Origin of the sequence: Streptomyces sp. NPDC048370 (assembly GCF_043200825.1) — a bacterium.
Taxonomy (GTDB): domain Bacteria; phylum Actinomycetota; class Actinomycetes; order Streptomycetales; family Streptomycetaceae; genus Streptomyces.
Genome location: NZ_JBICYI010000001.1, coordinates 849,569 through 875,570 on the forward strand (window position 1 = coordinate 849,569; position 26,002 = coordinate 875,570).

At 74.1% G+C, this 26,002-nt stretch carries 25 protein-coding genes and 1 pseudogene; 10 read left to right on the forward strand and 16 right to left on the reverse strand.

Translation table 11 applies throughout. From position 1 onward, the window contains the following. Window positions 1–184 precede the first annotated feature (184 nt). The 5 genes from ACGFYP_RS03660 to ACGFYP_RS03680 form a co-directional block, all read right to left on the reverse strand. On the reverse strand, window positions 185–337 hold the full coding sequence (locus ACGFYP_RS03660) for a hypothetical protein (protein ID WP_361962915.1): 153 nt from the start codon (window positions 335–337) through the stop codon (window positions 185–187). A 50-nt stretch (window positions 338–387) separates the two neighbouring features. Further along, complete coding sequence (locus ACGFYP_RS03665; protein ID WP_393485926.1) at window positions 388–753, reverse strand: hypothetical protein; 366 nt, start codon at window positions 751–753, stop codon at window positions 388–390. Between the two features lie 66 nt (window positions 754–819). Then, a complete protein-coding gene (locus tag ACGFYP_RS03670) occupies window positions 820–2,277 on the reverse strand; it encodes an amino acid permease (RefSeq protein ID WP_393485928.1) in 1,458 nt (485 codons plus the stop codon). A gap of 66 nt (window positions 2,278–2,343) precedes the next feature. Further along, complete coding sequence (locus tag ACGFYP_RS03675; RefSeq protein ID WP_393485930.1) at window positions 2,344–4,551, reverse strand: phage holin family protein; 2,208 nt, start codon at window positions 4,549–4,551, stop codon at window positions 2,344–2,346. Between the two features lie 92 nt (window positions 4,552–4,643). Then, a complete protein-coding gene (locus ACGFYP_RS03680) occupies window positions 4,644–5,048 on the reverse strand; it encodes a hypothetical protein (RefSeq protein WP_393485933.1) in 405 nt (134 codons plus the stop codon). Window positions 5,049–5,375: 327 nt separating this feature from the next. Between ACGFYP_RS03680 and ACGFYP_RS03685 the strand changes: the two genes are divergently transcribed. Together ACGFYP_RS03685 and ACGFYP_RS03690 are read left to right on the forward strand one after the other, a co-directional pair. Beyond that, window positions 5,376–6,149 carry an MBL fold metallo-hydrolase gene (locus ACGFYP_RS03685; RefSeq protein ID WP_393486041.1) on the forward strand — a complete coding sequence of 258 codons (774 nt, stop codon included), beginning with the start codon at window positions 5,376–5,378 and terminating at the stop codon, window positions 6,147–6,149. A gap of 11 nt (window positions 6,150–6,160) precedes the next feature. Further along, complete coding sequence (locus ACGFYP_RS03690) at window positions 6,161–6,814, forward strand: DedA family protein (protein ID WP_393486043.1); 654 nt, start codon at window positions 6,161–6,163, stop codon at window positions 6,812–6,814. Here ACGFYP_RS03690 and ACGFYP_RS03695 read toward each other — a convergent pair. The 4 genes from ACGFYP_RS03695 to ACGFYP_RS03710 all read right to left on the reverse strand — a co-directional run bounded on the left by ACGFYP_RS03695 (window position 6,794) and on the right by ACGFYP_RS03710 (window position 12,541). Beyond that, on the reverse strand, window positions 6,794–7,861 hold the full coding sequence (locus ACGFYP_RS03695) for an MBL fold metallo-hydrolase (protein WP_393485935.1): 1,068 nt from the start codon (window positions 7,859–7,861) through the stop codon (window positions 6,794–6,796). The genes ACGFYP_RS03690 and ACGFYP_RS03695 overlap by 21 nt on opposite strands. A 137-nt stretch (window positions 7,862–7,998) precedes the next feature. Then, window positions 7,999–9,231: an aminotransferase class I/II-fold pyridoxal phosphate-dependent enzyme gene (locus ACGFYP_RS03700; RefSeq protein WP_393485937.1), complete on the reverse strand. Its 1,233-nt coding sequence runs from the start codon at window positions 9,229–9,231 to the stop codon at window positions 7,999–8,001. Between the two features lie 58 nt (window positions 9,232–9,289). Then, entirely contained in the window at window positions 9,290–10,525 is a 1,236-nt protein-coding gene (locus tag ACGFYP_RS03705) for a sulfite oxidase (protein WP_393485939.1), read from the reverse strand. 165 nt (window positions 10,526–10,690) lie between these two features. Further along, window positions 10,691–12,541, reverse strand: a complete 1,851-nt coding sequence (locus tag ACGFYP_RS03710; RefSeq protein ID WP_393485941.1) for a transketolase — start codon at window positions 12,539–12,541, stop codon at window positions 10,691–10,693. Window positions 12,542–12,775: 234 nt separating this feature from the next. Here ACGFYP_RS03710 and ACGFYP_RS03715 point away from each other — a divergent pair, with 234 nt between their 5' ends. From ACGFYP_RS03715 to ACGFYP_RS03725, 3 genes are all read left to right on the forward strand, one after another. Continuing rightward, on the forward strand, window positions 12,776–13,300 hold the full coding sequence (locus ACGFYP_RS03715; RefSeq protein WP_393485943.1) for a GNAT family N-acetyltransferase: 525 nt from the start codon (window positions 12,776–12,778) through the stop codon (window positions 13,298–13,300). 90 nt (window positions 13,301–13,390) lie between these two features. Beyond that, the gene (locus ACGFYP_RS03720; protein ID WP_393485946.1) at window positions 13,391–14,227 is read left to right on the forward strand and encodes a methyltransferase domain-containing protein; all 837 of its coding nucleotides are present in this window, start codon (window positions 13,391–13,393) and stop codon (window positions 14,225–14,227) included. Between the two features lie 21 nt (window positions 14,228–14,248). Next, window positions 14,249–14,596 (forward strand): VOC family protein, encoded by a 348-nt coding sequence (locus ACGFYP_RS03725; protein WP_393485948.1) that lies wholly within the window; start codon window positions 14,249–14,251, stop codon window positions 14,594–14,596. A gap of 8 nt (window positions 14,597–14,604) precedes the next feature. Here ACGFYP_RS03725 and ACGFYP_RS03730 read toward each other — a convergent pair. The 4 genes and pseudogenes from ACGFYP_RS03730 to ACGFYP_RS03745 all read right to left on the reverse strand — a co-directional run bounded on the left by ACGFYP_RS03730 (window position 14,605) and on the right by ACGFYP_RS03745 (window position 18,545). Next, window positions 14,605–15,163: pseudogene (locus tag ACGFYP_RS03730) on the reverse strand (Clp protease N-terminal domain-containing protein). Further along, window positions 15,163–15,372, reverse strand: coding sequence for a helix-turn-helix domain-containing protein (locus ACGFYP_RS03735; RefSeq protein ID WP_361962939.1), 210 nt, complete (start codon window positions 15,370–15,372; stop codon window positions 15,163–15,165). Before ACGFYP_RS03735 ends, ACGFYP_RS03730 begins: the two are co-directional and overlap by 1 nt. Before the next feature lie 265 nt (window positions 15,373–15,637). After that, window positions 15,638–17,599 carry a DUF5107 domain-containing protein gene (locus ACGFYP_RS03740; RefSeq protein WP_393485950.1) on the reverse strand — a complete coding sequence of 654 codons (1,962 nt, stop codon included), beginning with the start codon at window positions 17,597–17,599 and terminating at the stop codon, window positions 15,638–15,640. 40 nt (window positions 17,600–17,639) lie between these two features. After that, entirely contained in the window at window positions 17,640–18,545 is a 906-nt protein-coding gene (locus ACGFYP_RS03745) for an arginase family protein (RefSeq protein WP_361962945.1), read from the reverse strand. A gap of 68 nt (window positions 18,546–18,613) precedes the next feature. On the opposite strand from ACGFYP_RS03745, the gene ACGFYP_RS03750 reads away from it, so the two are divergent. Continuing rightward, window positions 18,614–18,946 carry a DUF6204 family protein gene (locus tag ACGFYP_RS03750; RefSeq protein ID WP_393485954.1) on the forward strand — a complete coding sequence of 111 codons (333 nt, stop codon included), beginning with the start codon at window positions 18,614–18,616 and terminating at the stop codon, window positions 18,944–18,946. Between the two features lie 154 nt (window positions 18,947–19,100). On the opposite strand, the gene ACGFYP_RS03755 is transcribed toward ACGFYP_RS03750, so the two are convergent. Both ACGFYP_RS03755 and ACGFYP_RS03760 read right to left on the reverse strand, forming a co-directional pair. Then, window positions 19,101–19,511, reverse strand: coding sequence for a hypothetical protein (locus tag ACGFYP_RS03755; protein WP_393485956.1), 411 nt, complete (start codon window positions 19,509–19,511; stop codon window positions 19,101–19,103). Window positions 19,512–19,722: 211 nt separating this feature from the next. Then, window positions 19,723–21,150 (reverse strand): MFS transporter, encoded by a 1,428-nt coding sequence (locus tag ACGFYP_RS03760; protein WP_393485958.1) that lies wholly within the window; start codon window positions 21,148–21,150, stop codon window positions 19,723–19,725. Between the two features lie 157 nt (window positions 21,151–21,307). Here ACGFYP_RS03760 and ACGFYP_RS03765 point away from each other — a divergent pair, with 157 nt between their 5' ends. Next, entirely contained in the window at window positions 21,308–22,057 is a 750-nt protein-coding gene (locus ACGFYP_RS03765) for a GntR family transcriptional regulator (protein ID WP_393485960.1), read from the forward strand. 77 nt (window positions 22,058–22,134) lie between these two features. After that, window positions 22,135–23,229 carry an adenosine deaminase gene (locus ACGFYP_RS03770; RefSeq protein ID WP_393485962.1) on the forward strand — a complete coding sequence of 365 codons (1,095 nt, stop codon included), beginning with the start codon at window positions 22,135–22,137 and terminating at the stop codon, window positions 23,227–23,229. Between the two features lie 110 nt (window positions 23,230–23,339). Here the strand turns inward: ACGFYP_RS03770 and ACGFYP_RS03775 are convergent, their stop codons facing one another. Next, on the reverse strand, window positions 23,340–24,449 hold the full coding sequence (locus tag ACGFYP_RS03775) for a helix-turn-helix domain-containing protein (RefSeq protein WP_393485964.1): 1,110 nt from the start codon (window positions 24,447–24,449) through the stop codon (window positions 23,340–23,342). 121 nt (window positions 24,450–24,570) lie between these two features. Between ACGFYP_RS03775 and ACGFYP_RS03780 the strand changes: the two genes are divergently transcribed. Both ACGFYP_RS03780 and ACGFYP_RS03785 read left to right on the forward strand, forming a co-directional pair. Then, on the forward strand, window positions 24,571–25,476 hold the full coding sequence (locus ACGFYP_RS03780) for an alpha/beta hydrolase (protein WP_393485966.1): 906 nt from the start codon (window positions 24,571–24,573) through the stop codon (window positions 25,474–25,476). 46 nt (window positions 25,477–25,522) lie between these two features. Then, window positions 25,523–25,912, forward strand: a complete 390-nt coding sequence (locus tag ACGFYP_RS03785) for a cupin (protein ID WP_393485968.1) — start codon at window positions 25,523–25,525, stop codon at window positions 25,910–25,912. Window positions 25,913–26,002 lie beyond the last annotated feature (90 nt).

The following is a 26,002-nucleotide window of genomic DNA, read 5'->3' on the forward strand; positions in this document are numbered from 1 at the left end:
ACCGGCGCCTGCGGGCGGTCCCCTAGGGCCTCTCGTTTGGATCATGCCGGGCTCGCGGGCCCTGGTACCGCGCCTCGCCGCGTTGTCGTCGGTTGCCATGGCTCCGCCATGACGCCCTCCTCCGCCTTGCGATGCACGGCACCAGACCCCGCTCCCTGACCCGGCCTGATCCAAACGAAAGACCCTAGCGGGTGGGACGCTCCTCCCGGGCCGGGCGGGAGGCGGGTTCGGCCGCGCGGGCCGAGGACCGTTCCGGTTCGGCGGGCGCGCCTCGTTCGGCGCGTGCGGCCTCGGCGCGCAGCAGGGCGCGCAGGACGGCGAAGGGGTCGACGGGCATGGCGGAGCTCCTTGCGGTGGGGGGTGAGGTGCACGAGAGGGACGGGCCTCTCAGCAGCGCATCACCACGCACCGCAGGACGTCGCCGTGCGGACGGGGTACGGGTACGGATCCGAGGGCGGCGGCGGACGCGGTGCCTGCCCGGGGCCTGCGCGCGTCCCGGGGGCGGACGCCCCGGCGCCGGGAGCGGAGCCGCCCGGGGGCCGTGGCCGCGGTCTCGGTGAGTTCCTGCGTCTCGGCGCCCGGGTCGGGCGACTGGCTCGTGGCCGGGGGCCTGGCCTCCGCGCAGGCCGGTCCACCCGCACCGGCGCCCACCCCGAACAGGGCGGCGAGAACGAGCGCCAGGACGAGCACGGCACGCCGCGCCGCGCCCGCCGGAGCGGCGGGTGCGGGGTGGGGCGTGGTGCCGGGGCTCATGGAGATGCGTACTGCCCCGGGGCGGGCCCGACGTGCCGGGAAGGGCGGCGGATCCGCCCGGGCGGCCTACGCCGACGCGCCCGAATTCACGCGCTCGGCCGCGCCGTCGGTGTCGGTGTCGGTGTCGGACGCTGCCACTCCGTCCGTGACCGGTCCTGTCGCCGCGCCCCGTGTCTCCCGCCGTGCCTTGCGGGCCGCCATCCACGCGTAGACGAGCACGCCGGCGAAGAGGAACAGGACGCCCTGGTATACCGCCGCGTATCCGGAGCCCGCCACCAGCCACATGGAGAAGCCGAACGCGGCGGCGGCCAGGACGCCGTCGCGGATCAGGCGGGCCCGGTCGACGCGCTCGGAGCGGCCGGAGAGCAGGAAGTAGATCTGCGCGGCGGTGGACAGCAGGTACGGCACGGTGGCGGTGAAGGTGGTGACGAGGACCAGGATCTCGAAGACGCCCTCGGTGCCGACCGTGTAGTTGTAGACCGTCAGGAGCGAGGCCAGGACGACGGTCACGAGGACGCCGACCGTCGGGACGCCGCGCCGCTTGCGGGTGAAGACCTGCGGGAAGAGCCCGTCGCGGGCGGCGGCGTACGGGGTCTGGGCGCTGAGGAGCGTCCAGCCGTTGAGCGCGCCGAGCATGGAGACCAGCGCCATGCAGGCGATGGCGGTACCGCCCCACGAGCCGCCGAACATGACGTTCACGGCGTCCGAGAAGGGGGCGGTGGAGTCGACGAGCCGGTCGTGGGCGACCGTGCCGAAGACGGCGACCGTGCCGAGGAGGTAGACCGTGGCGGCGCCCAGGGTGCCGAGGACGGTCGCGCGGCCGACGTTGCGCCGGGGGTCGCGGACCTCGCCGGCGCTGACGGCGGCCGACTCGACGCCCAGGTAGCTGAAGAGCAGGATCGCGGCGGAGGCGGAGACCGCGCCGAGCGCGCCGTCGCCGCCCGCCTGGAACGGCCCGAGGTTGGCGCTGTCGAAGAAGAAAAGACCGCCGACGGCGACCAGGAGCAGCGGGACGAACTTGAGGACGGTCGCGATCAGCTGCACCGCCCCGACGTAGCGGGTGCCCGCGAGGTTGGCGAGGGCCGGCAGCCACTGGAGCGTCAGCGCGGCTGCGATGGTGGCGGCCTTCGACTCGTGGACCGGGATCAGGACGTCGAGGTAGCCGACGGCCGCCACGGCGAGCGCCGCGTTGGAGACCCAGGCGGTGATCCAGTACGACCAGGCGGCGAGGAAGCCGGCGAAGTCTCCGAAGGCCGCGCGGGCGTAGACGTACGGGCCGCCGGTCTGCGGGTGGCGGTGGGCGAGCCGGCCGAAGACGAGGGCGAGGGCGATCGCGCCGAGTGTGAGGATGCCGAAGGCGACGAGGCTGATCGTGCCGAACGGGGCGACGGAGGCGGGGAGCAGGAAGATTCCGCCGCCGATGATGTTGCCCATGACCAGGGCCGTGGCGATCGGGAGTCCGAACCGCCGGGCGTGCCTGGTCTCTTCTGCGGACGCGGACTGTTCGGGTATGGCCGTGCTCATGGGGGGTGGTGCGCCTCTCGTCGTGCAAACCCGACCATGGTCCGGGAGGTGAGACGCCCCGCCAAATCAGTTGTTTTTCTCCGGTACGACCGGCCGATCAACCGGAAGAAATGCTTCCGCATCGCTCGTGGGCGGGGAAATCTCCAGCGGCACCTGCGGGCCCGCGCACTCCCACAGCCAGCGGCGCAGCACCTGGTGCACCTGCTCCGCGCCCACCAGTTCGGCCCCCTCCGTGACGTCAGGGGCGTCCGGGACCGGCTCCGAGAGCTCCACGGGCGACAGCAGGAAGGGGTGCGCCTGCTCGCCGCCGAGGCCGCCGTGCGAGCCGATCTGTTCCTCGAAGGCGTGCACGGTCCCGGTCGCCGGGTCGTACATCGAGTTGACCATGATGTCGGCGACGTGCGGGAAGCCGTCCGTGCGCCGGACCGCGTCCGCCGCGCCCCGCCCGAAGACCGCGAGCGGACCGTCGTCGGCGAGCGCGGCGACCGGCACCTCCGCCCCGTCGGGACCCAGCACGACCGAACCGTGCTCGGCGCTCGCCACCAGCAGGAAGCCGATGCCCGGGTGGTTGGCGAGCGTGCGCAGCAGCGCGGGGTGACGGCGGTCGATCTCCTCGCGGGTCATCCGGTGCGGAACCCCGGGGAAGGAGACAAGACCCAGGTTCCCCGAGGCGAGCACCACGGGCTCGGACTTCTCCCCCACCAGCTCGTCCGGCTGCTCGCCGTCCTCCTCCACCGGCCGGTGGAGCGCGCTGCGCAGCGCGTCGCGGGCCTCCGAGCCTCCCCCGGACTCCGTCTGGGGGTGCCCCCAGCGGGTCCGCCGGACCCTGCGCGGTACGGGCAGCCCGCAGCCGGCGCGTACGAGATCCCGCAGGGTCAGCCCGTAGGCGCCCTCGAAGGTCTCGCCGGGGCTCTGGCCGTGGTCGGAGAGGAGCACGATCCGGTACGGCCGTGGCGCGTGCTCGGCGACCTTGGCGATCAGCGCGATCGACCGGTCGAGCCGGGCGAGCACCCGGTCGGTGTCGTGGCCGTGCGGCCCCGAGTGGTGCGCCACCTCGTCGTACGCGACGAGGTCGGCGTAGACGGCGGTCCGCCCGGCCAGCATGTCGCCGATGACCGACGCCACGACCACGTCCCGCTCGACGACGGTGGCGAAGGCCCGTACGAAGGGATAGGTGCCGCCCCGCGAGACCCTCGGCGTCTCCTTGCGCAGCCGCGCCCGGGTCGACTGGGCCACCTCCCGGACGGTCTCGGCGACGAAGGAGCCCGCCGTACGGACGGCGTTGGCGGGGTCGGAGAAGTACGCGAAGTACCCGGCGCGGGAGCGGTTGCTCCGGCCCCTGCGGGCGGCCATCGACAGGACCAGGGCGAGCTGGTCCGCGCCGCCGCTGAACAGATTGCCGCGCGAGGCCCCGTCGACGGTGAGCAGCCCGCCGTCGCCGGTGCGGGCGATGGCGCGCCGCTGGAGCTCGACGGCGCTCGCGGGCCGGTTGGAGACCATCAGCCGGCCGGTGTCCTTCTCGTACCAGCGGAAGGCGGGCACGTCCTCGTTGGAGCCGTGCAGGATGCCGAGCTGGCTGGCGCCGGTCTGGCTGGACCAGTCGGTGCGCCACGGGGTGAGCCGGTGGCTGGTGTCGAGCCACTCGGCGACGGTGGGCATCAGTCCGTCGGCGACCGCGTCGCGGAGCACCCGGTGGCCGACGCCGTCGAGTTGCAGGAAGAGCGTCCCCGGCGCGGTCTCCGGGCCTGCCCCACCGGGACCCCCCGTCACGGCCCGGGGCCGCTTGCGGTCGGCGAGCCGGTAGAGGCGGCGGCGGTAGGCGTCGTCGTCGCGGACCGCGAGGGCGGTGGAGGTGGCGGAGGCGACGGCCGACATGACGGCGGCGACCACGACGGCCGTCTCGGGGTCGGCGGCGCCGCGCCCGTCGGGGACCAGCCAGAGCGCGATGAGCAGCAGGGAGCCGTTGAGGAAGAACACCAACAGGCCGAGGACCAGGGCCGGTACGAGCAGCAGCGCGCGGACGACGACGGGCCAGACGATCGCGGTGAGCAGACCGAAGGCGCCCGCGCCCCACACGGCGGTGAGCGCGGTGCGGGTGATGCTGTCGCCGTCGGAGGACTGGAGTTGGAAGTCGGGGAGCAGCCCGGCCAGGGCGAGCATGGTCAGGGTGGACACCGCCCAGACCACGACCACCCGCACCAGGGCGCTCCCCGCGCTCCGCCAGCGGCCGGCGGTACGTGATCGCCCGGCGGTACGCCATCGCCCGTCACCCACGCCTGGTTCACCTTTCACCCGTTACCTGCCTCAAGCGTGGCACATCACCCACGTGGTGCGGGGCAGGGCGGTCTCCGGCGACAGGACCGGGGTCAGCAACCGTCGTAGCCGGCTGTGGGCATGGAGAGCCTGCGGTGGACGTCGGCCTTGCGGGCGGAGTCGTAGGACGGCTCGTCGAGACCCGCGGTCTCCAGTCGTACGCCGCGCCGATCGCACTCGGCGAGGAAGCCGGGCACATCGGTCAACGCCCGCGCGAGGACCCGTTCGTTGGGGGCGACGAAGAGGTCGACCTGCCCGGCGTCCACGTCCACCCAGAGCGCGGCGTGGTCGGGCCTGATCCCGTAGAAGAGCAGTTGTCTGGTCACGACGTAGCCCTTGTCCAGGGCCCAGCGGGCGCACATGGCGTGCTGGCTGCGCGTGTCGACCAGGAAGGGGTCGCTGTCGAGTTCCTCGAGCGGGGTGAGGCTGGCGATCGCCGCCACCCGAACGTCGTCCATGGGCCGACCCTACTCCGAACCAGGGCAGCCGAGGAGGCCACGTCCTGGCGGCGGGACCGGGCCTCATGGCGGCGAGGAGTAGCCACAGGTGTGGCAGATCTTCCAGCCGTCCTGGGTGACGGCCAGGACGCCCCCGCAGCGCGGACACTGCGCCGAATTGCAGGTCGTCCCCATCGTGCTCACCGCGACTCCCATCCCCTTGCCGACGGATGGCTACCCCCGCTTCCCACCGTAGACGCCCGGCGTCACCCGCTTCGGACATTTACCCTCGTGACAAAGGGAACGACCGGACGAGTGGGAACGACCGAGCGGAAGGGCGGCGGGCCGGTGGAGGTCACCTGGTGGGGTCATGCCACCTGCACGGTCGAGGACTCGGGGGTCCGGTTCCTCACCGATCCGCTCTTCGCCCGCAGGCTGGCGCACCTGCGGCGGCGCCGCGGGGCCACGCCACCGCCCGAGGCCGCGCGCGCCGAGGCGGTGCTCGTCTCCCATCTGCACGCCGACCATCTGCACCTGCCCTCGCTCGCCCGGCTCGCGCCCGGCACCCTGCTCGTGGTGCCGCGCGGCGCGCCCGGAGCCGTACCGGGGCTGCGCGGGCTCGACACGCGGGGGCTGCGGCTGACCGAGGTGGGGCCCGGCGACACGGTGACGGTGGAGGGCGTGACGGTACGGGCCGTCCCCGCGCTGCACGACGGGCGGCGGCTGCCGGTGGGGCCGCACCGCTCCCCCGCGCTCGGGTACGTCGTCGAGGGCGAGGCGCGGACGTACTTCGCCGGGGACACCGGCCTCTTCGACGGGATGGCGGAGGCGGTCGGCCCGGTGGACGTGGCGCTGCTTCCGGTGGGCGGCTGGGGGCCGTATCTGGGGCACGGGCATCTGGACGCGGGCCGGGCGGCGCAGGCGCTCGCGGCGCTCTGCCCGGCGGCGGCGGTGCCGGTGCACTTCGGCACGTACTGGCCGATCGGCCTGGACGCGGTGCGGCCGCACGAGTTCCACGCGCCGGGCGAGGAGTTCGTCCGGCAGGCGGCCCGGCTCGCGCCGAAGGTGACGGTGCACCTGCTCGGCCACGGAGCGCGGGTGCGGCCCGAGGTCGCCCGGTGATCGACGGCCTGATGAGGGCGGCCGGCGACCTGCCGCCGGAGTCGACGCAGCAGGCGGTCGGCTACCCCTCGCTGTTCCTGCTGGTGGCCCTCGGCTCGCTGGTGCCGGTGGTGCCGACCGGGGCGATCGTCAGCTCGGCGGCCGTGGTCGCCTTCCACCAGACCTCGCCGCTCGCCCTGCTCTTCGTCTTCCTGGTGGCCGCCTTCGCCGCGCTCCTGGGGGATGTCGCGCTGTACTGGCTGGGGCAGCGCGGGGTCCGGTCGAAGAACGGCTCGCGGTGGCTGGCCGCGCTGGAGGGCCGGGTCACCCCGGACCGGCTCGCGCAGGCACAGGAGAAGCTCGCCACGCACCAGGTGTCGGTGCTCGTCCTGTCGCGCCTGGTGCCGGCCGGGCGGATCCCGGTGATGCTGGCGTGCCTGCTCTCGCAGGTGCCGCTGCGGCGGTTCGTGCGCGGGGACGTGCCGGCGTGCCTGGCCTGGGCGGCGACGTACCAGTTGATCGGGATCCTGGGCGGCTCGCTCTTCCCGGAGCCGTGGCAGGGCGTGGTGGCGGCGGTGGGTCTGACGGTGCTGATCAGCGGGGCCCCGGCGCTGTGGCGGCGGGTACGGGGAACGGGCCACGGGAAGCCGGGGGCGGGCAGCAGGTCAGGGAGCGAGCACGCGTGAGGCGCCGACCGGGAGGTCCCAGAGGTCTTCCCTGGGCAGTCCCGCCCGGTCCCAGGCGGCCCTGACCCGGGTGAGCGGTTCGAGGACGGGCTCGGAGGAGAGCACGAAGGTCGCCCAGTGCATGGGGGCCATGCGTCGCGCGCCGAGGTCCTGGAAGGCGCGGACGGCCTCCTCGGGGTCGGTGTGGACGTCGCTGAGCCACCAGCGCGGTGCGTAGGCACCGATGGGGAGCAGGGCCAGGTCGATGCCGGGGTGGCGGGCGCCGATCTCGGCGAACCAGTGGCCGTAGCCGGTGTCTCCGGCGAAGTACACCTGGCGACCGGTTCGGCCCGCGCTGTCGGTTCTGTGGGCTCGGTCGGTGAGGACCCAGCCGCCCCAGAGTGAGCGGCAGGTGTCGAGGAGGGTCCGCTTGGACCAGTGGTGGGAGGGGACGAACTCGAAGCGTACGCCGTCGAGTTCGGCCGCCTCCCACCAGTCGAGTTCGGTGACGCGGCTGAACCTGCGGCGGGTGAACCAGCGCCCGAGACCGGCGGGGACGAAGACCGGGGTGTCCTTCGGCAGCCGCTTGAGCGTGGGGGCGTCGAGGTGGTCGAAGTGGTTGTGACTGATGACGACGGCGTCCACCGGCGGCAGGTCCTCCCAGCGGACCCCGACCGGCGTGATCCGGGCGGGGGTCCCGAAGATGCGGCGGGACCAGACGGGGTCGGTGAGGACGGTGAGGCCGCCGACGCGCAGGATCCAGCTGGCGTGGCCCGCCCAGGTGACGGCGAGGGTGTCGGGTCCGGCCTCGGGCAGCGGGCCGGGGGCGAAGGGCAGCAGCGGAATGTCGCGCAGGCCGTCGGCGCCGGGGCGCACGGCGCCCTCGCGGGCGAGCCGGGCCATGGCGCGGACGCCGGGGAGCGGGGCGGTGAGGCGGTCGGCGAAGGAGCGGGGCCAGTCGGTCCTGGTCCGGCCGAGGGGCTGGAGGACGGGCGACGGGGCGGGGGCGGTCCGGCCGTCGCGTACGGAAGGCGGGGCCTGCGTCGGCCGTGCCGTCTGTTCCGTCATCTGCGGGCTCCGTTTCTACGCGGTTCGTCGGGACGGTCTCGATGGCGTGCGTACGTACGGGAGGGTCCGCGGGCGGACCCGCGGTCCGATCCCCGGGCTCTCGTGTCGGTCTGCGCACGGCCGAAGTGCCCCAGCGGTCACCGGAGTTCCTCCAGGGCGGCTCCGAACTCGCTCAACGCACGGGCCACGTGCGGCAATTCCACCGGGTTCGTGGACATGAGGGACTCCAGCCGTTCCTCCTCGCCGCCTCCCAGGAAGGCGCCGGTGTCGAACCGCACGCGCAGGGCGCCGAGTTCGTCGCCGAAGCGGTGGCCGCCGGGGGCGGCCGTGCCGAGCCGCCGGCCGAGGTGGTTCTCCAGCTCCATCGAGTCGGTGACGCCCCGCGCGGCGAGTCCCGCGCGCAGCGGGCCGAGGTCCGCGTAGAGGTGGCGGCCCGCCTGGGGCGGCCGGGCGAGCGCGCCCGCGGAGAGGACCGCGCGATGGACGGCGGCGGCCACGCGCCCGTGCAGGGCGGCGGCGAGTGCGGCCCGTACGGTGACGTCCTCCGGTTCGTCGAGGGCGTGTGCGGCGACGGGGGCGACGGGCCCCGCGACGAAGGCCCCGAGCGCGGTGAGGACGTCGAGGGTGCGGGCGCGCGGGTCGGTGTAGCGGTCGGCCCGGTCCCGTCCGGTGGGTGGGAAGCGGGCCACGGCGCAGGGCCAGGCCGGCGGGGTGAGCGCACCCACCAGGTCGTACAGGACGGTGACGTCGTCGGGGCACATCTCGGCGGGGCTCAGGAGCACGGTGTCGTCGCGCCGGTGCAGGGTGTCGCGCCAGGTCTCGTCGCTGACGATGTGCAGGCCCTCGGCGACGGCGGCCTCGCACGCCTCGCGCACCAGTTCGGGCGGGGCGACGGTGCCGGTGGGGTCGTCGGCGACGGAGAGCAGCAGCAGCCGGGGCCTGCCGCCCTCGGCACGGACCCGGCGGACGGTTTCGAGCAGGGCGTACGGGTCGGGCACGCCGCCGCACTCGGCGGGGGTGGGCACGTGGTAGGCGGGGCGGCCGAGGAGCCGGGCCTGCGGGGTCCACCAGGCCGGGCAGGGCCGCGGCAGCAGGACGTCGCCTCCGTGGGCGGCGATGAGGGCGAGCATCAGGGGGCGGGCGCCGGACGCGGCGACCACGTCCTCGGCATGGGTACGCAGGCCGCGCCGCCACCAATAGCCACTGGCGGCCTCACGGAGTACGGGCCCTCCGCCGGGTGGCTCGACCTCGGTGCGCCCCGCGGCGGCGGCGAGGATCGCGGCAAGGCCGGGGAGCACGGGCAGACCGGGCTCCGGGGCGGGTGGTCCGTAGCTCACCGGGCTGCGCCCTTCCGGCGCCGTCTGCCCCATCCTCCGCACCTCCTGCGCACAAGCACCGGGTGGCGCCCGCGCGGCGCCCCCAGTGCCTTTATACGAAGGTTCGGGGCGGTTCGCCGTCTCGGACGACGACGACCGGGTGGCGCACGACCGCGTTGAAGAGGTAGCCCTGCGTGTTGTGGACGGCCCGCTCGGGCTGGATGTTCCCGGCCGCGTCGGTGGTGCGGGAGAGCAGGGTCGCAGGGCCGGTGCGGCGCGGGCGCCACGGCACGGTCCAGCGGACCCAGCCGTCACGGCGGGGAGCGTCGAGGAGCCGGGCGGGGCGCCACAGGGCGCCGCCGTCGGTGGAGACCTCCACCCCGCGCACGGGCGCGAGCGCGGACCAGGCGCGACCGGTGAGGCGGTGGACGCGGCCGGCCTCCAGCGTGGTGCCGAAGGGGAGCTCGTACCCGGACTTGAGGGTCTGGCGGGTGATCGGCGCGCTGCCCCCGGGAGGGTGCGCGGCGCCGAAGAGCCGGTAGTGGTCGGTGGACCAGGGCGAGGAGAGCGGGGTGGTGGAGACCTCGATGTCACCGAGCCACTTGACGGAGGCGATGCCGACCCAGGACGGCACGACGACCCGGACCGGGTAGCCGTGGTCGTACGGGAGCGGCTCGCCGTTCATCTCGTACGCGAGGATCACGTCGTCGAGCGCCTTGGCCACCGGCAGCGGCCGGCGGACCCGGCCGAGGTTCACTCCCCCGGTGACGTACTCGTCGTCCAGGCCGCGCGGCTGGACGTCCACGGCGTCCGCGGCGATCCCGGCGCGCCGCAGCACGTCGGAGAGGCGGGCTCCGCGCCAGCGGGCCGCGCCGACCGCGCCGAGGGTCCAAGCGGTGCCGCTGACGGTCTCGCCCTGCTGGGTGGCGTAGAGGCTGCGGCCGTTTCCGGCGCACTCGACCAGGGCCGTACGGGTGACGGAGGGGAGGTCCCGCAGCTGTCCGTAGGTGAGGTGGACGGGGCCGCGGCCGTGCAGTCCGTCGCCCCAGAGGGTGAGCCGCCAGGTGGCGGCGTCGAGGACGGGGGTGGAGGTGTGGTTGCGGACGAAGAACCGGTCCGTGGGGGTGAGGAGGCCGGTGCTCCGGAAGGCGTCGAAGCGGGACTCGGCGTTGGTGCCGCGGATCGTGAACAGCTCGGGCGGCGTCGGCTTGACGATGCCGGGCACCGTGGCGGCCGTCGCGGCCGTGGCGGGGGCCGCGGTGGCAAGTCCGCCGAGCGCGGAGGCCGCGGGGGCGGCGGCGAGCAGCTTCAGCAGGGACCGGCGGGCCGGCACGGACTCGTGGGGCACGTTTCTCCTCGGTGCGACGGCGGGCGCGGGGGGCTGGGGGCCCGTTGCTGGGGCGGTGGCTGGGGGGGGCGGCGGCCCCGATGTTAGGCGCGCGAAGAGCCCGCGAACGGTCTGTTCACGGGCTCGTCATGTTTCGCCATATGACGAGCCGTCAGGTCCGCCGGCTCAGCGGACCAGGACCCGCTCCAGCATCAGTTCGACCGCCGAGACGATCGCGTCCGCGTCGATCCCGGCCTCGTGGAGCTGTTCCTCCGGGGTCGCCGAGGACGGCATCGAGCGGACGGCGAGCCGGGCGAGGCGCGGCACGCCGCCGTGGCCGTTGGCGAACGCCTCGGCGACCGCGTCGCCGATCCCGCCCTCGGGGCGGTGGTCCTCCACGGTCAGGACGCAGCCGGTCGTCCCGGCCGCGCGGTCGAGCGTGGCGGTGTCGACGGGCTTGACCGAGTAGAGGTCGATCACCCGGACCGGCAGCCCCTCCTCCGCAAGGCGATCGGCGGCCCGCAGGGCCTCGTGCACGGTCACCCCGGCGGCGACGATCGTCGCCCGGTCGTCCTCGCCATGGTCACGGAGGACCTTGCTCCCGCCGACCGGGAACTCCTCCTCGGGCCCGTACAGGACGGGCGTCGGGCCGCGCGTGGTGCGCAGGTAGCGGACCCCGTCCAGGTCGGCCATGGTCACGACGAGCCGCGCCGTCTGGTGGGCGTCGCACGGGTACAGGACGGTGGAGCCGTGCACCGCCCGCATCATCGCCAGGTCCTCGAGGCCCATCTGGCTCGGCCCGTCCTGGCCGATCGAGACACCGGCGTGCGACCCGACGAGGTTGATCCCGGCCCGGCCGACCGCCGCCATCCGGATGAAGTCGTGGGCGCGCGTGAGGAACGCGGCGAAGGTCGAGGCGTAGGGGACGTAGCCGCGCGCCTGGAGCCCGACGGCCGCGCCGACGAGCTGCTGCTCCGCGATCCAGCACTCGAAGTAGCGCTCGGGGTGCGCCTGGGCGAAGCGGTCGGTACGGGTCGAGTCGCCGACCTCGCCGTCGAGGGCGACGACGTCGCCGCGCGTCCCGCCGAGGGCCGCGAGGGCGTCGCCGTAGGCGTCCCGGGTGGCGACCTTCTCGCCCCGGTCGTACCTGGGCAGCGAGGGCGCGACGCCCACCACGGGGCGCGGCACGAGGGCGGCGGGCGGGTCGGTGACCTGGATCCGCAGGTCGCTGAGGCCGCCGAGTTCGGCGATGGCGGCCTCGGCGTCCGGGAGGGGTTTGCCGTGCATGCCCTCGCGGTTCTCGACGGCCGCCACGCCCCGGCCCTTGCGGGTGGCGGCGAGCACGGCCGTGGGCCGGTGGAGGGTCGCGCGAGCCTCGCGCAGGGCCGCGTCGACGGCCTCGACGTCGTGGCCGTCGATCCGTACGGTGTGCCAGCCGAAGGCCTCGAGGCGCTCGGCGTAGGCGCCCAGGTCGTGCTGGTGGCGGGTGGGGCCGCGCTGGCCGAGCCGGTTGACGTCGACGATCAGGGTGAGGTTGTCGAGGCGGCAGTACGAGGCGTGCTCGACGGCCTCCCAGACGGACCCCTCGGCCATCTCGCTGTCCCCGCCTACCACCCACACCTGGTACGGGACGCGGTCGAGGAACTTCCCGGCGAGCGCCATGCCGACGCCGACGGGCAGTCCCTGGCCGAGCGATCCGGTGGCGACGTCGACCCAGGGCAGCCGGGGCGTGGGGTGGCCTTCGAGGAGGCTGCCCGCGCGGCGGAAGGTGAGCAGCTCCCGCTCGCCGACGACCCCCGCGGCCCGGTACATGGCGTAGAGCAGCGGCGAGGCGTGGCCCTTGGAGAGGACGAGCCGGTCGTTGCCGGGGTGGTCGGGGCGGTCGAAGTCGTAGCGGAGGTGGCGGGCGAGGAGGACGGCGCCGATCTCGGCGGCCGACATGGCGGAGGTGGGATGGCCGGAACCGGCTGCGTCGGTGGCGCGTACGGCATCGACGCGGAGCTGCTGCGCGAGCGAGGACATCGTTTCGTACCGCATCGGGATCCTTCCTCCACGTGCCCGTACGACGGCCGGTGTCGGTGCGACGGCACAGGACCTCTGCACGTCACGTCGGCTCCACAACGCCCGGGTACCCAGGGCGTCGGCCCGTATGCCCGGTCTCACCGTCGAGTCGGGGGAACGGGGGCGTGATCCGGTGGTGCGAACCGGTGGGGTGGCCCGGTCTCGAAACCGGGTCGCTCCCGTCCGGGCGCGGCGCGGAGAATGCGGTGCATGCCGATCCGAGCAGCGCTTCCCCGGGACGCGGCGGCGATCGCCGCCGTCCACGTCCGGTCCTGGCAGGCCGCCTACCGCGACCTGCTCCCCCGCCCGTACCTCGACGGCCTGGACGTCGACGAGCGGGCCGCCGTCTGGGCGGCGCGGCTCGCGGAGCCGCGGCCGCCGGGTGTGCTCCTGGCGACGGAGGCCGGGCCGTCCGAGCGGGTCGTGGGCTTCTGCGGCTTCCGGGCCTGGCCGGACGACGAGCTGGATCCGGCGACGACCGGGGAGATCTCCGCGCTCTACGCGGTGCCGGAGGCGTGGGGCACGGGCGTGGGCCGGGGGCTGCTGGCCGCTGCGGAGGAGGCACTCGCGGCGGAGGGTTTCCGTGACGCGGCGCTGTGGGTCCTCGCGGACAACGCCCGGGGCCGGCGCTTCTACGAGGCGGCGGGCTGGCGGCCGGACGGCACCGTCGTCCAGGACACGACGGCGGGCCGGACGCTCGACGAACTCCGCTACCGGCGGCGCCTGTTCGTCTGACCGGTTGTCCACATCGCGAGATGTGTATCTCATCATGCGGGTGATGCGCGTACCGTTGCCGTACCCACCCACCCAGAGGGAGTCCGGTCGATGACGCATGCCTCCGAAGAGTCCAGGCCGCATGAGACCGCCGTCTACACCCATGGACATCACGAGTCGGTGCTGCGCTCGCACAGTTGGCGCACCGCCGCGAATTCCGCGGCCTATCTGCTGCCCGAGCTGAAGCCCGGCCTGGACGTCCTGGACGTGGGCTGCGGTCCCGGCACGATCACCGCCGATCTGGCCGCGCTGGTCGCGCCGGGCCGGGTCACCGCGGTCGACGCCGCCGAGGACGTCCTGGACAAGGCGCGGGCGGTCGCCGCCGAACGCGGCGTGGAGAACGTGGAGTTCGCGGTCGCCGACGTCCACGCCCTGGACTTCCCCGACGACTCCTTCGACGTGGTCCACGCCCACCAGGTGCTGCAGCACGTGGGCGACCCGGTACGGGCGCTGGGCGAGATGCGGCGGGTCTGCCGTCCGGGCGGGGTGGTCGCCGCCCGGGACAGCGACTACGGCGCGTTCACCTGGTATCCGGCCTCGCCCGCCCTGGACCGCTGGCTGGAGCTGTACCGGCGGGTCGCGCGCGGCAACGGCGGCGAACCGGACGCGGGGCGACGGCTGTTCGCCTGGGCGCGGCAGGCCGGGTTCACGGACGTCACGACGACGGCGGGCACCTGGTGCTTCGCGACGCCGGACGAGCGGGCGTGGTGGAGCGGGCTGTGGGCGGACCGGACGACGGAGTCGGTCTACGCGAAGCTGGCGGTGGACGGCGGGTACGCGACGCCGCAGGCGCTGGTCGAGATCGCGCGGGCCTGGCGGGAGTGGGGCGGGCAGGAGGACGGCTGGTTCATGGTCCCGCACGGGGAGATCCTCTGCCGCGTCCAGTGATCCTCAACTAGGCTCGCCCACATGGTGATTATGGGGACCACGCTGCGTATCTGCGTCGACGACCTCGAACCCGCCGTGGCGTTCTACGAGCGGCTCACCGGCGCTCCGGCCCAGCGTTTCGAGCGCGGCGGGGTGTCGGTCGCGGCCGTCGACTGCTTCCTCCTCATGAGCGGTCCGGAGTCGGAGCTTGAGGTCCTGCGCAAGGTCGCCGCGACCATCTCCGTCGAGGATGTGGACGCGGCGTTCACCGCGCTGACCGAGGCCGGCGCCAAGGTACTGGCCGGCCCGGTCCCCACGCCGGTGGGCCGCAATCTGATCGCGGTCCACCCGGACGGTTCGGTCTTCGAGTACGTCGACCGGCGCTCCTGAGCCTCTCCTCAGGCGGCGGACGCGCCCTGGCCGAGGGTGCGTTCGACGGCCTCGTAGGTGATGCCGTGGTCGGCGAGCGCCTCGGCGACGACGCCCGGTCGGGCGGTCAGGGCAAGGAGCAGGTGTTCGTCGCCGATGGCCTTCTCGCGGCGGCCGAGACAGATCCGCAGGGAGCGCTCCAGGACGCTCGCAGCCTCCCGACTGAACGTGGGCCTCCCGAAAACGCCGGGAACCCCCGTCGCGGTCGTCGGCGAGGGCTCCGGGCCCGTGTGCCTCCTCGACGCGGGCGACGATCTCCGGCACGTCGATGCCGAGACCCGCGAGCGCCTCCATGTCGGCCTTCGACAGGCCGCCCCGCCGATGGGCGTCGGAGAGTTCCGCCTCCAGCGAGGGCCGCCGGTCGGTCGCACCGAGGGCCCGCAGCACGAAGGACGCCTTGGTCCCCTCCGCGTCGAGCAGCGCGAGCAGCAGGTGCTCTTCGGTGACCACGGCGGCCCGGTCACGCCGGGCCCGCTCCACGGCCTCGATCACCGCGGCCCGCGCCCCTGCCGTGAATCGCTCGAACATCAATGCCTCCCGTACTTCTTGTGCACGGCCTGACGGCTCACGCCCAGCTCCGCCGCGATCTCCTGCCACGACCAGCCCTGGGCTCGGGCGCTGCGCACCTGGACGGCCTCCAACTGCTCAAGGAGCCGCCGCAGGGCCGTCACGGCCCGGAGGCCGACCCGGGGATCACGGTCCCCGGCCCGCGCGGCGAGATCGGTTGCATCGGTCATGGTGTCAACTTACGTTGACACCCCCCTTTCCTGTCAACCATGGTTGACAGGAAAGGGGTGGTGACGCGTCTTCTACGGCGCGAGGAGCCGGCCCGCGGCGACCGCCGAAGCGACCGTCCCGCCGACCACCACCGCCGACGCCGCGACCACGGGAACCCGCAGACTCCATCTGCGCAGCCGGAAGTCACCAACTCGACCGCAAGAGTTCAGCATGCGCACGCACCGGTGCCGGGTTCCCTCCGGGGCCGCCCCGGAGGGAACCTCCCTACGGCCGCATCCGGAACTCGTAGACGTCCGGCAGTGGCTCGTCGGTGAGGGCCGCCCAGACCTCGCCGAGGGTCTCCGCGCCCTCGCGCAGGTCCGCGACCTCGAAGCCCGCGTCGAAGACGGCCCGGGCCTCGGCGTTCCGCCCCTCGGCGAGGAGGAGGCGGGCCTCCAGGAGGCGGAAGGCGCCACGCGCGCGTGCCTCGTCCGGCAGCCGGTCCAGGAGTGCGCGGGCCTGCGGGAAGCAGCCGGCCGCCAGGAGCGCGGTGACGGCCTCCCGGCCGAGCGCGCCCGTCACCACGGGGTCGTCGCCGGGCAGGGTCTCGAAGGCCTCGGCGTACCGCTCGGCTGCGCGGGCCGGGTGGCCGCCCTCCTGGTCGGCGACGGCCAGGCAGTACAGCAGCGGCCAGCGCGTGCCCTCCTGCCGGAGCCCGCGCTCCCAGCTCCGTACCGCCTGCGCGAGGTCGCCCGCGTGCCACTGCGCGATCCCGAGGTGGTACTCCGTCAGCGACTCGGCCGGCGCGGTCTCCAGCATGTCCCGCCAGTGGTCCGCCACCAGCGACGGGCCGGGCGGGGCGCCCTCGGCAAGCGGCGGCAGGACGCCCGTGCGGAGCAGGTCGAGCCAGGGCTTCTGCTCCTCCCCCAGGGTCGACGCGGCAAACGGGGTCCCGGGCAGCTCGTGCCGCTGGGCCAGGACTTCGAGGGCGCCCCAGCCGGAGCCGGTCGCGAGGACGGTGACCGGTTCGGCGTCGGCCGCGGCGGCCCGCCAGGTCGCGTACGCGGCGTCGACGGCGGCGCGCGGCAGGGCCGTCTCCAGGGCCCGTTCCACGGCGGCGCGGGCGGCCGCCCAGTCCTCGCCGTGCACGGTCCCGGCCTCGGCCGCCAGCGGCCCGTACGTCTCCAGCCAGCTGAACTCCGCGCCGCCCTCCAGCTTCAGGTGCTCCAGCTGGGTCCGGGCGAGGCCGGCCTGGATCTCGGCGTACCCGGGGGCGCCGGGGGCGGTGAGCCACTCCTGCCAGCGGCGGCCGCCGCGCGCGGTGCCCCAGAGGAAGAGCTTGCGTCCGCGCAGCAGGTCGGTCGAGGTCTGCACGAGTCCCGCGCCGGTCCCGTCGAGGGCGGCGATCCAGCGTCGGCCCGCGTCCGGGACGTCGTAGAAGTAGTCGGCGGGCAGGGTGCTGCGCAGCGGATACGTACGGTCCTCGGCCTTCCCCGTCGAGTCCTCGGCGACCGGGACGGGGACGCGGCGCAGGGCGTGCTCGTAGCCGTAGTGCCAGGCGGTGTCGGCGGGGGCGAGGATCCTGCGGTCCTCGGGGACGGCGGTGTTGGACCACCAGTAGACGGGGACGGTCCGCTCGTGGGGATTGCGGATCCGTACGCCGACGTGGAGGAAGTCGCTGCCCTCCGGGAGCCACAGATCGACCTGGTAGGGGAGGTCTCGCAGCCGTTCCCACTCCCACAGGCGCAGCATCTCGCCGCCGCCGGGCGCCGGCACGATCGCCGCGTGCACCGGGGAGCAGGAGAGGGTGGTGTGGCCGGTGGCGCCGATGTTCCACTCGATGCCGCCGGCGAACCAGGCGCCGTTGAGCGCGAAGGCCGCGGGCTGGAACACCGGGTTGCGGTGGACGAGTTCGCGACCGGTGGGCTTGTGGTGCAGGGAATGCACGCGCCCGCCGAGGCCGGGCAGCACGGTGGCCCGTACCCGGTCGTTCTCGATGACGATCGCGTCGAGGTCGGTGGGCACGCGCTCGCGTCCGTAGCCGTCGCGCACCGGGACGGGCAGGACGGTGCGCAGGGGCGCGTACCCGAGCTGCCGGGCCATGTCGCGCGGCAGCTCTTCGGCGGCACGTCCGTCGACCGTCGGAGTCCCGTCGAGGACCGCCAGGGCGGGCAGCGGGTTGTCCGGGCCCAACGGAGCCGCGGGCAGGGTCAGTACGGCACGTCGTACGGTCGTCATGGCGCCCATCGAACACGGCGGACGCGCGACTGACCAGGGGGTCTGTCCGTCAGTCTTCGGCAAAGGCGGCGACGACGAGGTCCGTGAGAAGGGCTCCGGCCGTGCCGTCCGGGTCGAGATCGGGGTCGTAGATCGTGACGTTGAGACCGACGCAGCGCTCGGAGCGGACCAAGGTCCGCAGCAGGGGGACGAGTTCGTCGGGCAGCAGCCCGTCGGGGTCGGGGCTGTCGACGGCCGGCATCACGGACGGGTCGAGGACGTCGGCGTCCAGGTGGACCCAGAAGCCGTCGAGCGCCGGGGTCCCGAAGGCGGTGACCGTGGCCGCGGCGAGCTCGGCCGGGCCCCAGGCGCGCAGGTCGGCGACGGTGACGACGGGGACCTTCAGGGCGCGCAGCTCGACGAGTTCGGGATCGTCGTGGTACGCGTCGCGGATGCCGAAGAGCCGGACGTCCTCCTCGCGGAGGTAGGGGCCGAGGCCGTCCAGATCGGTGAGGTCCCGCTGGCCGCGGCCGGTGGCGATGGCCAGCTCCTCGCCGCCGGCGGCGCCGACCCGGTCGGAGTTGCCGGGATGACGGAAGTCCGGAGAGGCGTCGACGGCGGCGAGTCCGTAGCGGCCGATACGGCGCAGGGCGAGGGAGGCGCCGAGCTGGATCGAGCAGTCGCCGCCGAGGACCAAGGGGAAGTCCCCGGCCCGTACGTGGTGTTCGATCCGGTCGGCGAGGGTGCGGGTGTACGTCGCGAGGGCGGCCGCGTTGAAGACGCCGTCGCCCTCCTGCCAGTCACCGAGGTCGTAGCGGGGCGGGACGACGACCCCGCCCTCCAGGGCGCCGAGCCGGGCCACGATCCGGTTCTCGCGGAGGGCTCCGGCGAGCTTGTGGCAGCCGGGCACGGTACCGGGGACCGGCGGGCGCAGGCCGAGGTTGGAGGGGGCGTCGAGGGCCACGATATTCCGCATGCGCTTCATCCTCGCCGCCGTAGTCTGGATCTTCAACGCTTTCGGTGAACGACGTGAGGACCAGGGGAATGAGCACCCAGCACACCTACCGGGTGATCGTGCGCGGCACGTTCGACGGCCTGTCGGAGGAGAGCCGGACCCGGCTGCTCGCCGAGGTCGACGCGCACGGGATCGGTGCGATGCGGTTCACCGAGGAGGGCTCGCTCACCTACGACAGGTCCCTGAAGCACTTCTCGTACCGCTTGGCCGTCGTCTCGGACGCGGCGGACGGCGAGGAGATGGCCGGGGCGATCGCCGAGGACCGGGTGGAGACGGCGCTCGCGGGGCTGGGGCACGCCCACGGGGAGTTGAAGTCGACCGTGACCGACATGGACACGATGAAGATCAACTACAAGCGCTGAGCGCCGCCGCGACGCGTCGACGTCGAGGCGCGGGCGGTGGGCGGCGGGCGGTGGACGGACACGCGGTGATCACCCCGTGTCCGCCCGGCGTTGCCCGGCGTTGCCCGGCGTTGCCCGGCTTGCTCGGCGTTGCTCGCGTTCGCCCGGAGTCCGGTCAGCGGCGGGCCGAGCGGACTCGGGGCGGGCAGGTCTCGCCCCGCTTCACCACGCCGATCACGACGGTCGTCCGGCCGTCGAGGGCCGCGCCCTCGGCCGGGTACTGCGTGCACACCCACCAGTTCGGCGGCCAGAGCACCCGCCGGTCGCGGCCGCCGACGTCGTGTACGTCGAGGCGGGTACGGGGGGCGAGGGCGGTGAAGACCCGCCAGAGGCCCTTGCCGCGGAAGGCCGGCATCGGCCGGGCGGGCACCGGCGGGGCGCCCTCGGCCGCGACCGCTTCCCCCGCCGAGGTGACCGCCACCGCCGCGAGCGCGAGGACGGCACCGACGCCCAGGACCGCCCGGCCGGGCGTGAAGGGTCCGGTGGAGCGGGATGCCTCGCCGCTCGATGTCTCCTTGGGACGCATGCCCGGACCTCTCCTCCGTCGTACGCGGCCGCCCCCGTGGGACCAGGATGGAGGGATCCGGTCCGCACGGGGGCGGTGGGAGGGGCCGTACGGGTGAGGGTGCGGCCTCCCCCGCCGTGCCCGGTCGGTGGTGGGTCTCGATCCGGGTCCCGATCGGTGACGGGTCCCGCTCCGGGTCCCGGTCCGGGTCCCGGTCGGTGGTGGGTCCCGGTCAGTGGTGCGTGAGAACCAGCTGCGGCTCGTCGGCCGGTGCCTCGGCCGGGTCGGGGCGCTGGATGAGCAGGGCGCTCACGACGCCGACGCCGAGCAGGGCGAGGGCCGCGTACATCGCGTGCTGGTAGCCCGCCTCGGTCGGTCCGCCCGCGTCGCTGCCCGCCGTGATCATCGCGGAGGCCAGGGCGATGCCGAGGGAGGCCCCGATGCCGAAGCACGCGCCGTTGAGTCCGGAGAGCGAACCGGGCTTGTCCTTGGGGGCCGTGGTGACGGCGAGGCCGTTGAGGCCGGTCAGCATGAAACCGCCGTAGGTGATGCCGAGCGCCGCGAGCGAGGCGACCAGGATCCACTCGTTGTGCAGGAAGAAGGTGGCGAGGAGGAAGATCGCGAAGTTGGCGATCGCGCCGGTCACGACGATCTTCCGCCAGCCGATCCTCGGGCCGAGGCGCCCGGTCAGCGGCGCGGAGACCACCCCGATCAGCTGGATAGGGGTGAGGAAGAGGACGGCGGCGGTCACAGCGGTGAGCCCGAGGCCGACCCGGGCGTCCTGGGAGAAGAGCGGGATCGTCAGCGCGATGGCGCCGAAGGCGCCGCCCAGGGTGCAGACGGTGGTGAGCAGCAGCGGCCAGGCGCGGCGGGAGGCCAGGACGTCGATGTCGATGACCGGGTTGGCCGCGCTCTTCTGCGAGACGACGAAGAAGACGAGCGAGGCGAGGCCGCCGAGCAGGAACGCGAGGGTGAGGGCGGAGGTCCAGCCCCAGGAGGCGCCCTGGGCGAGCCCGACGAGGATGCCGGTGAGGCCGAGCGCGAGGGCGGCGATGCCCCGGGAGTCGAAGCGGCCGTCGGTGGCGGTGGGCGGGACGTCGGGGACGTACCGGCGTACGCCGATCAGGCCCGCGACGGCTATGAGGGTGGAGCAGACGAAGATGCCCCGGAAGCCGATGGTGTCGGCGATCTGGCCGCCGGCGATGGCGTCGATCCCGGCGAGGCCGCCGTTCACGGCGGTGATGATGCCCGCGGCCTTGCCGAAGCCGGCCGGGGTGAGGAGCTGGTTCAGGGTGAGGAAGGCGAGGGTGAACATCGCCGCCGAGATGCCCTGGAGGATGCGGCCCGCGATGAAGATCTCGATGTTCGGCGCGAAGACGCAGAGCAGGTTGCCCGCGATCAGGACGAAGGCGCAGACGATCATCATCGGCTTGCGGCCGCGCTGGTCGCTGAGGCGGGCGAGGGTGACCTGGCCTATGGCCGCCATGAGGAAGAAGAGGGTCTGGGAGAGACCGGCGGCGGCCGTGGTGGTGCCGAGGCGCTCGATGACATCCGGCAGCGCGGGGCTGAGCATCGTGGCGTTGATCTGGTACCCGAGGACGGCGAGCACCATCGCCAGGAGCATGGGACCTCGGCCCTTGAGGTCGGATGTGGCTGACATTGGGGCCCCTTTGCCGTGGATGTCATATCGATGAACCGAGCTTGTCTGACAAGCAACGCCCAGACAGAGTGAGTTCTACGCGCGTCACACGTCAAGACCCTTTGACCTGTGATTCCGAATACCGTTCACTTGCCGACAAGTAGGCGGAGGAGGGGCAGTGGCAGTCAGCGGACAGCAGCGGCGACCGGTCGTGGTGCTCTACGAGCGGATCGCGGACGCCATCCACGACGGCACCTATCCCCCGGGCTCGACGCTCCCCTCCGAGCCGAAGCTCGCGGGCGAGCTGGGGGTGAGCCGCCCCGCCCTGCGCGAGGCCCTGCTGCTGCTCCAGGAGGACGGCCTGCTCTCCGTACGGCGCGGGGTCGGCCGGACGGTCAACGACCACCCGCCGCGCCGGGGCTTCGAGCACATCCAGCCCCTGGAGGAGCTGATCGGCGCGGGCACGCCCCTGCGCGTACGGGCGCTGCTGCGGGCCGTCGAGGAACCGACCGACTTCACGACCCAGCACCTCCTCGCCCCCGCCAGGGCGGAGCTCCGGTTCTGGGAGTCACTGCTGGCCGGGGAGGGTACGGCGGCGGCGCTCAGCCAGGAGTGGGCGGCGGCCGACGACGTACTGGAGCGGGCGCATCCGGCCTTCGCGGAGGCGCTGCGCACGGAGCCGGCGCCCGAGCGGACCTCGATGCTGGCGGTGCTCGCGGGGACCTCGCGCGGGGTGCCGCTGGGGGCGCACAGCAGCGTGACGGCGACCCTGCTCGGGCAGCGCAGGGGCGAGCAGCTCGGCCGCCCCGCCGACACCCCCGCGGTCCTCGTCACCCAGGTGGTACGGGTCGGGGACACCCCGGTCCTGGCCGCCAAGCACATGCTCCCCACGGGCGCGCCTGCGCTGCCGGTCCTCCAGTCGAACTGAGGCCCCGTCCGAGGCGGCCCCCAGGGGCGACCGGCGTCACAGCGCCGGGCCCCCGTCGTGGCGTACACTTCCGCGCCATGCACTTGTCTGACAACCCTGCCGCTGCCCCTGCCGTCGTCGCCGAGTGGATCCGCCGCGCGCCGAAGGCCGTCCTCCACGACCACCTGGACGGCGGTCTGCGCCCCACCACGATCGTCGAACTGGCCCGGGAGTGCGGCTACACCGCGCTGCCGACCGAGGACCCGGCCGCGCTCGCGGTCTGGTTCCGGGACGCCGCCGACTCCGGCTCGCTCGAGCGGTACCTGGAGACCTTCGCCCACACCTGCGCGGTCATGCAGACCCGCGAAGCGCTCCACCGGATCGCGGCCGAGTGCGCCGAGGACCTGGCGGCCGACGGGGTCGTCTACGCCGAGATCCGCTACGCCCCCGAGCAGCACCTGGCGGCCGGTCTGACCCTGGACGAGGTCGTCGAGGCGGTCAACGACGGCTTCCGCGAGGGCGAGCGCCGCTCCGGCGGTCGGATCGCCGTCCGCGCGCTCCTCACGGGCATGCGCCACACCGACCGTTCGCTGGAGATAGCCCAGCTCACGGTGGCGCACCGGGACCGGGGCGTGGCCGGCTTCGACATCGCCGGCGGCGAGATCGGCAACCCGCCGGCCCGCCACCTGCCCGCCTTCCAGCACCTGAAGCGGCACAACTGCCACTTCACGATCCACGCGGGCGAGGCCGTCGGCGCGGAGTCGATCCACGAGGCCGTGCAGGTCTGCGGCACCGAGCGCATCGGCCACGGCGTGCGGATCACGGACGACATCGCCGAGGACGGCACGCTGGGCCACCTCGCCGCGTACGTCCGTGACAACCGGATCGCCCTGGAGGTCTGCCCGACCTCCAACCTCCAGACGGGCGCGGCGAAGGACTACGCCTCGCACCCGATCGACGAGCTGCGCCGCCTCGGCTTCCGGATCACGCTGAACACGGACAACCGGCTGGTCTCCGGCACCACCATGAGCGAGGAGTTCCAGCACATGGTGGACGCCTTCGGCTACGGCCCGGAGGTCTTCGAGGAGTTCACGGTCGCCGCCCTCGACGCCGCCTTCCTCCCGCTCCCGGAGCGGCAGCGGCTGATCGACGAGGTCGTCCGCCCGGGTTACGCGGCGCTCGGGACCGCGTAGTCGTGGGACCGGGTCCGGGGCGGAGGCCCGCCTCGGACCCGCGCGAAGGCCCGCCCCGGAACCGTCACCCGTCCCCGTCACCCGTCCCCGTCAGCAATCCCGGTCGGCCGTCAGCCGTCACGGTCGGCGAGCAGCCGCCACGTGGTGAGCGCGACGGAGGCCCTGACAAGCCCCGCGGGTTCGGTGAGTTCGATGCCCAGGGTCTTCCCGATCTGCTCCAGGCGGCGGGCGACGCTGCTGTGGTGGAGGTGGAGGAGCTGGGCGGCCCGGCGCTGGGAGCCGGTGGCGCAGTAGGCGTCCAGGGTCGCGAGGTCGCCCGCGTTGCCGGCGAGGGCGGCGATCGCCGCCACGTCCGCGTCGTCCCGTGCGACGGCCGGCGGCACCTGCGCCAGGAGCGCCAGCGCCCCGAGCCGGGCGTGGTGGACGACCGGCCGGTGCGGGGTGGTGAACCGCAGCGCGGTGCGGGCCTGCCGCCAGGACCGTTCCGGGCTGTCGGCGGCGCCGATGCCCGCGCGGGAGTCCGCCGGAAACCGGTCCTCGTCCACGCCGGTGGTCAGGAGGACGCCCACGTCGCCGACCGTGGCCGCCTTCACCGGGCCTGCCGGGCAGACCAGGGCGCCGATCCGGTGGAGCGGCAGCCGCGACCGTACGGCGACGACCTCGACCGGCACGTCGGGGGCGAACCCCAGGAGCCGTAACGCCCGTGCCGTGGCGGCCTGGTCGCCGCCGGAGCTGATGACCAGTTCGACGAGGGCGGGATCGGCCATGGTGGTCCTGGCCGGTCCGTACCGCTCGACGACCGTCGCGGCGGCGATGGCGAGGCGTTCGAGCACCACCGTGTCGAGGAGCAGCGGCGGTCCGGGCCGCTCCAGCCACACCTCACCGACCTCCTCCTCGTCCAGCGTGATCGGCACGGGCGGGGACCCGGGCGCGAACCCAGGTGCGGACCCGGGCGCGAACCCGGGCGCGAATCCAGGTGCGGACCCGGCTCCGGGCGTCGACGGGTCGGCCGGTAGGCCGCCGTCGGGCGCGACGCGCAGCGCCCGTCCCGTGCCGTGGAGCCGGATCCCGGCCACGCACTCGGCAAGGCCCGCCGAGGCCCGGGCGAGCGCCGGAAGGTCCACCCGGCGGCGCATGAGCGTGTCGTAGAACGCGACGACGCGGATCGCGCCTTCGGCGTACGCGTCCAGTCCCGAAAGCCGTACGGCGAGTGCCTCCATGGCGCAAGAGTAGAACGCGCGCGGGGCTGCGCAGGGGCGCGCCGATCGGTGCGCGATCGGGGCGGGAGACGCGACGGGCGACGGGGTGACCGCGCGGACCGGGGCCGTGAGGATGAGGCGCATGGATCCCGAACTCGAACCCTTCGTCCCCCTGCTTCCCCGACTGGACCTGACCGACCCGGCGGCCGCCCGCGCGAAGGTCGCCGCGCTCGTCGCCTCGATTCCGGCCCCGGACACCACCGGCCTGGACGTCCAGGACCGTACGGTGCCCGCCGATCCTGACGTGCCGGTACGGATCTACCGGCCGAAGGACGCCCAGGGCGCCGTCCTCTGGCTGAGCGGCGGCGGCTGGGTCGTCGGCGACCTGGACACCGAGCGCCACTGGGGCGCCCGGATCGCGGCGGGCTCCGGGGCGGTCGTGATCTCGGTGAACTACCGCCGGTCTCCCGAGCACCGCTTCCCCGCCGCCCTCGACGACGTGTACGCCGTGCTGTCCTGGACGGCCGAGCACGCGGCCGAACTCGGCATCGACCCGGACCGGATCGCGGTCGGCGGGCACAGCGCCGGCGGCGGCCTCGCGGCGGCGGTGGCGCTCCGGGCGCGGGACGAGCAGGGTCCCCCGATCCGCTTCCAGATGCTCAATCAGCCGGCCCTGGACGACCGGCAGGAGACCTGGTCCCAGCGCACCTTCACCGACACGCCCGCGCAGGACCGGGCCACCGTCGCGATGGCGTGGCGGCACTATCTGGGCTCCGGGCAGGCCACCCCCTACGCGGCGCCGGCCCGGGCGACCGATCTGTCCGGGCTCCCTCCCGCGTACATCTCCACCGCGGAGTTCGACCCGCTCCGCGACGAGGAGATCACCTACGCGCTGCGCCTGCTCCAGGTGGGTGTGCCGGTCGAACTGCACCAGTGGCCCGGCACGTTCCACGGATCGCAGGCGATCCTGTCCGCCGAGGTCTCCCAGCGACAGCTCGCCGAACTCTGCGCGGCCCTACGCCGCGCGCTGACCGGCGCCACCGGCTGACCGGCGGCTCCCTGGTGAACGAAGACCGAGGAAAGGACGTCACGACATGAGCGTCACCCCGATCGACCTGTACGCCTCGTTCCTCCAGCTCGACCACGGCGGTGAGGTGCGCGCCGTGCAGCCCGTGTTCGACCCCGAGCGGGACGGCTGGCAGGTGATGACCTTCCACGTGGAGAACGACGCCGATGTCCATGCGGACCACTGGGAGGTCCACACCGAGGCGGACGAGGTGGTCGCCTGCCTGACCGGCGGGATACGGCTCTCCTTCCGCCCCGAGCGGCCGGGGGAGGCCGAGGAGGAGATCGAGTTGGTGGCCGGGACCGCTGCGGTCGTCCCGCGCGGCCGATGGCACCGGCTCGCGCTGAACGGCCCCAGCGACATCATGTCCCTCACCCGGCCACGAGGAAGCCGCCTGGAGCCGCGGGCCGAGGCCTAGGGCCTTTCGTTTGGATCAGGCCGGATCAGGGAGCGGGGTCTGGTGCGTGCGATCGCAAGGCGGAGGAGGGAGTCAACGCGGAGCGTTGGC

Bases quoted from the DNA above. Each gene is read 5' to 3' on its own strand.
- ACGFYP_RS03660 (WP_361962915.1), bottom strand. From the start codon at position 337: ATGCCCGTCGACCCCTTCGCCGTCCTGCGCGCCCTGCTGCGCGCCGAG.
- ACGFYP_RS03665 (WP_393485926.1), bottom strand. From the start codon at position 753: ATGAGCCCCGGCACCACGCCCCACCCCGCACCCGCCGCTCCGGCGGGC.
- ACGFYP_RS03670 (WP_393485928.1), bottom strand. From the start codon at position 2,277: ATGAGCACGGCCATACCCGAACAGTCCGCGTCCGCAGAAGAGACCAGG.
- ACGFYP_RS03680 (WP_393485933.1), bottom strand. From the start codon at position 5,048: ATGGACGACGTTCGGGTGGCGGCGATCGCCAGCCTCACCCCGCTCGAG.
- ACGFYP_RS03690 (WP_393486043.1), top strand. From the start codon at position 6,161: ATGAGGGCGGCCGGCGACCTGCCGCCGGAGTCGACGCAGCAGGCGGTC.
- ACGFYP_RS03695 (WP_393485935.1), bottom strand. From the start codon at position 7,861: ATGACGGAACAGACGGCACGGCCGACGCAGGCCCCGCCTTCCGTACGC.
- ACGFYP_RS03700 (WP_393485937.1), bottom strand. From the start codon at position 9,231: ATGGGGCAGACGGCGCCGGAAGGGCGCAGCCCGGTGAGCTACGGACCA.
- ACGFYP_RS03710 (WP_393485941.1), bottom strand. From the start codon at position 12,541: ATGCGGTACGAAACGATGTCCTCGCTCGCGCAGCAGCTCCGCGTCGAT.
- ACGFYP_RS03715 (WP_393485943.1), top strand. From the start codon at position 12,776: ATGCCGATCCGAGCAGCGCTTCCCCGGGACGCGGCGGCGATCGCCGCC.
- ACGFYP_RS03720 (WP_393485946.1), top strand. From the start codon at position 13,391: ATGACGCATGCCTCCGAAGAGTCCAGGCCGCATGAGACCGCCGTCTAC.
- ACGFYP_RS03725 (WP_393485948.1), top strand. From the start codon at position 14,249: ATGGTGATTATGGGGACCACGCTGCGTATCTGCGTCGACGACCTCGAA.
- ACGFYP_RS03735 (WP_361962939.1), bottom strand. From the start codon at position 15,372: ATGACCGATGCAACCGATCTCGCCGCGCGGGCCGGGGACCGTGATCCC.
- ACGFYP_RS03740 (WP_393485950.1), bottom strand. From the start codon at position 17,599: ATGGGCGCCATGACGACCGTACGACGTGCCGTACTGACCCTGCCCGCG.
- ACGFYP_RS03745 (WP_361962945.1), bottom strand. From the start codon at position 18,545: ATGCGGAATATCGTGGCCCTCGACGCCCCCTCCAACCTCGGCCTGCGC.
- ACGFYP_RS03750 (WP_393485954.1), top strand. From the start codon at position 18,614: ATGAGCACCCAGCACACCTACCGGGTGATCGTGCGCGGCACGTTCGAC.
- ACGFYP_RS03755 (WP_393485956.1), bottom strand. From the start codon at position 19,511: ATGCGTCCCAAGGAGACATCGAGCGGCGAGGCATCCCGCTCCACCGGA.
- ACGFYP_RS03760 (WP_393485958.1), bottom strand. From the start codon at position 21,150: ATGTCAGCCACATCCGACCTCAAGGGCCGAGGTCCCATGCTCCTGGCG.
- ACGFYP_RS03770 (WP_393485962.1), top strand. From the start codon at position 22,135: ATGCACTTGTCTGACAACCCTGCCGCTGCCCCTGCCGTCGTCGCCGAG.
- ACGFYP_RS03775 (WP_393485964.1), bottom strand. From the start codon at position 24,449: ATGGAGGCACTCGCCGTACGGCTTTCGGGACTGGACGCGTACGCCGAA.
- ACGFYP_RS03780 (WP_393485966.1), top strand. From the start codon at position 24,571: ATGGATCCCGAACTCGAACCCTTCGTCCCCCTGCTTCCCCGACTGGAC.
- ACGFYP_RS03785 (WP_393485968.1), top strand. From the start codon at position 25,523: ATGAGCGTCACCCCGATCGACCTGTACGCCTCGTTCCTCCAGCTCGAC.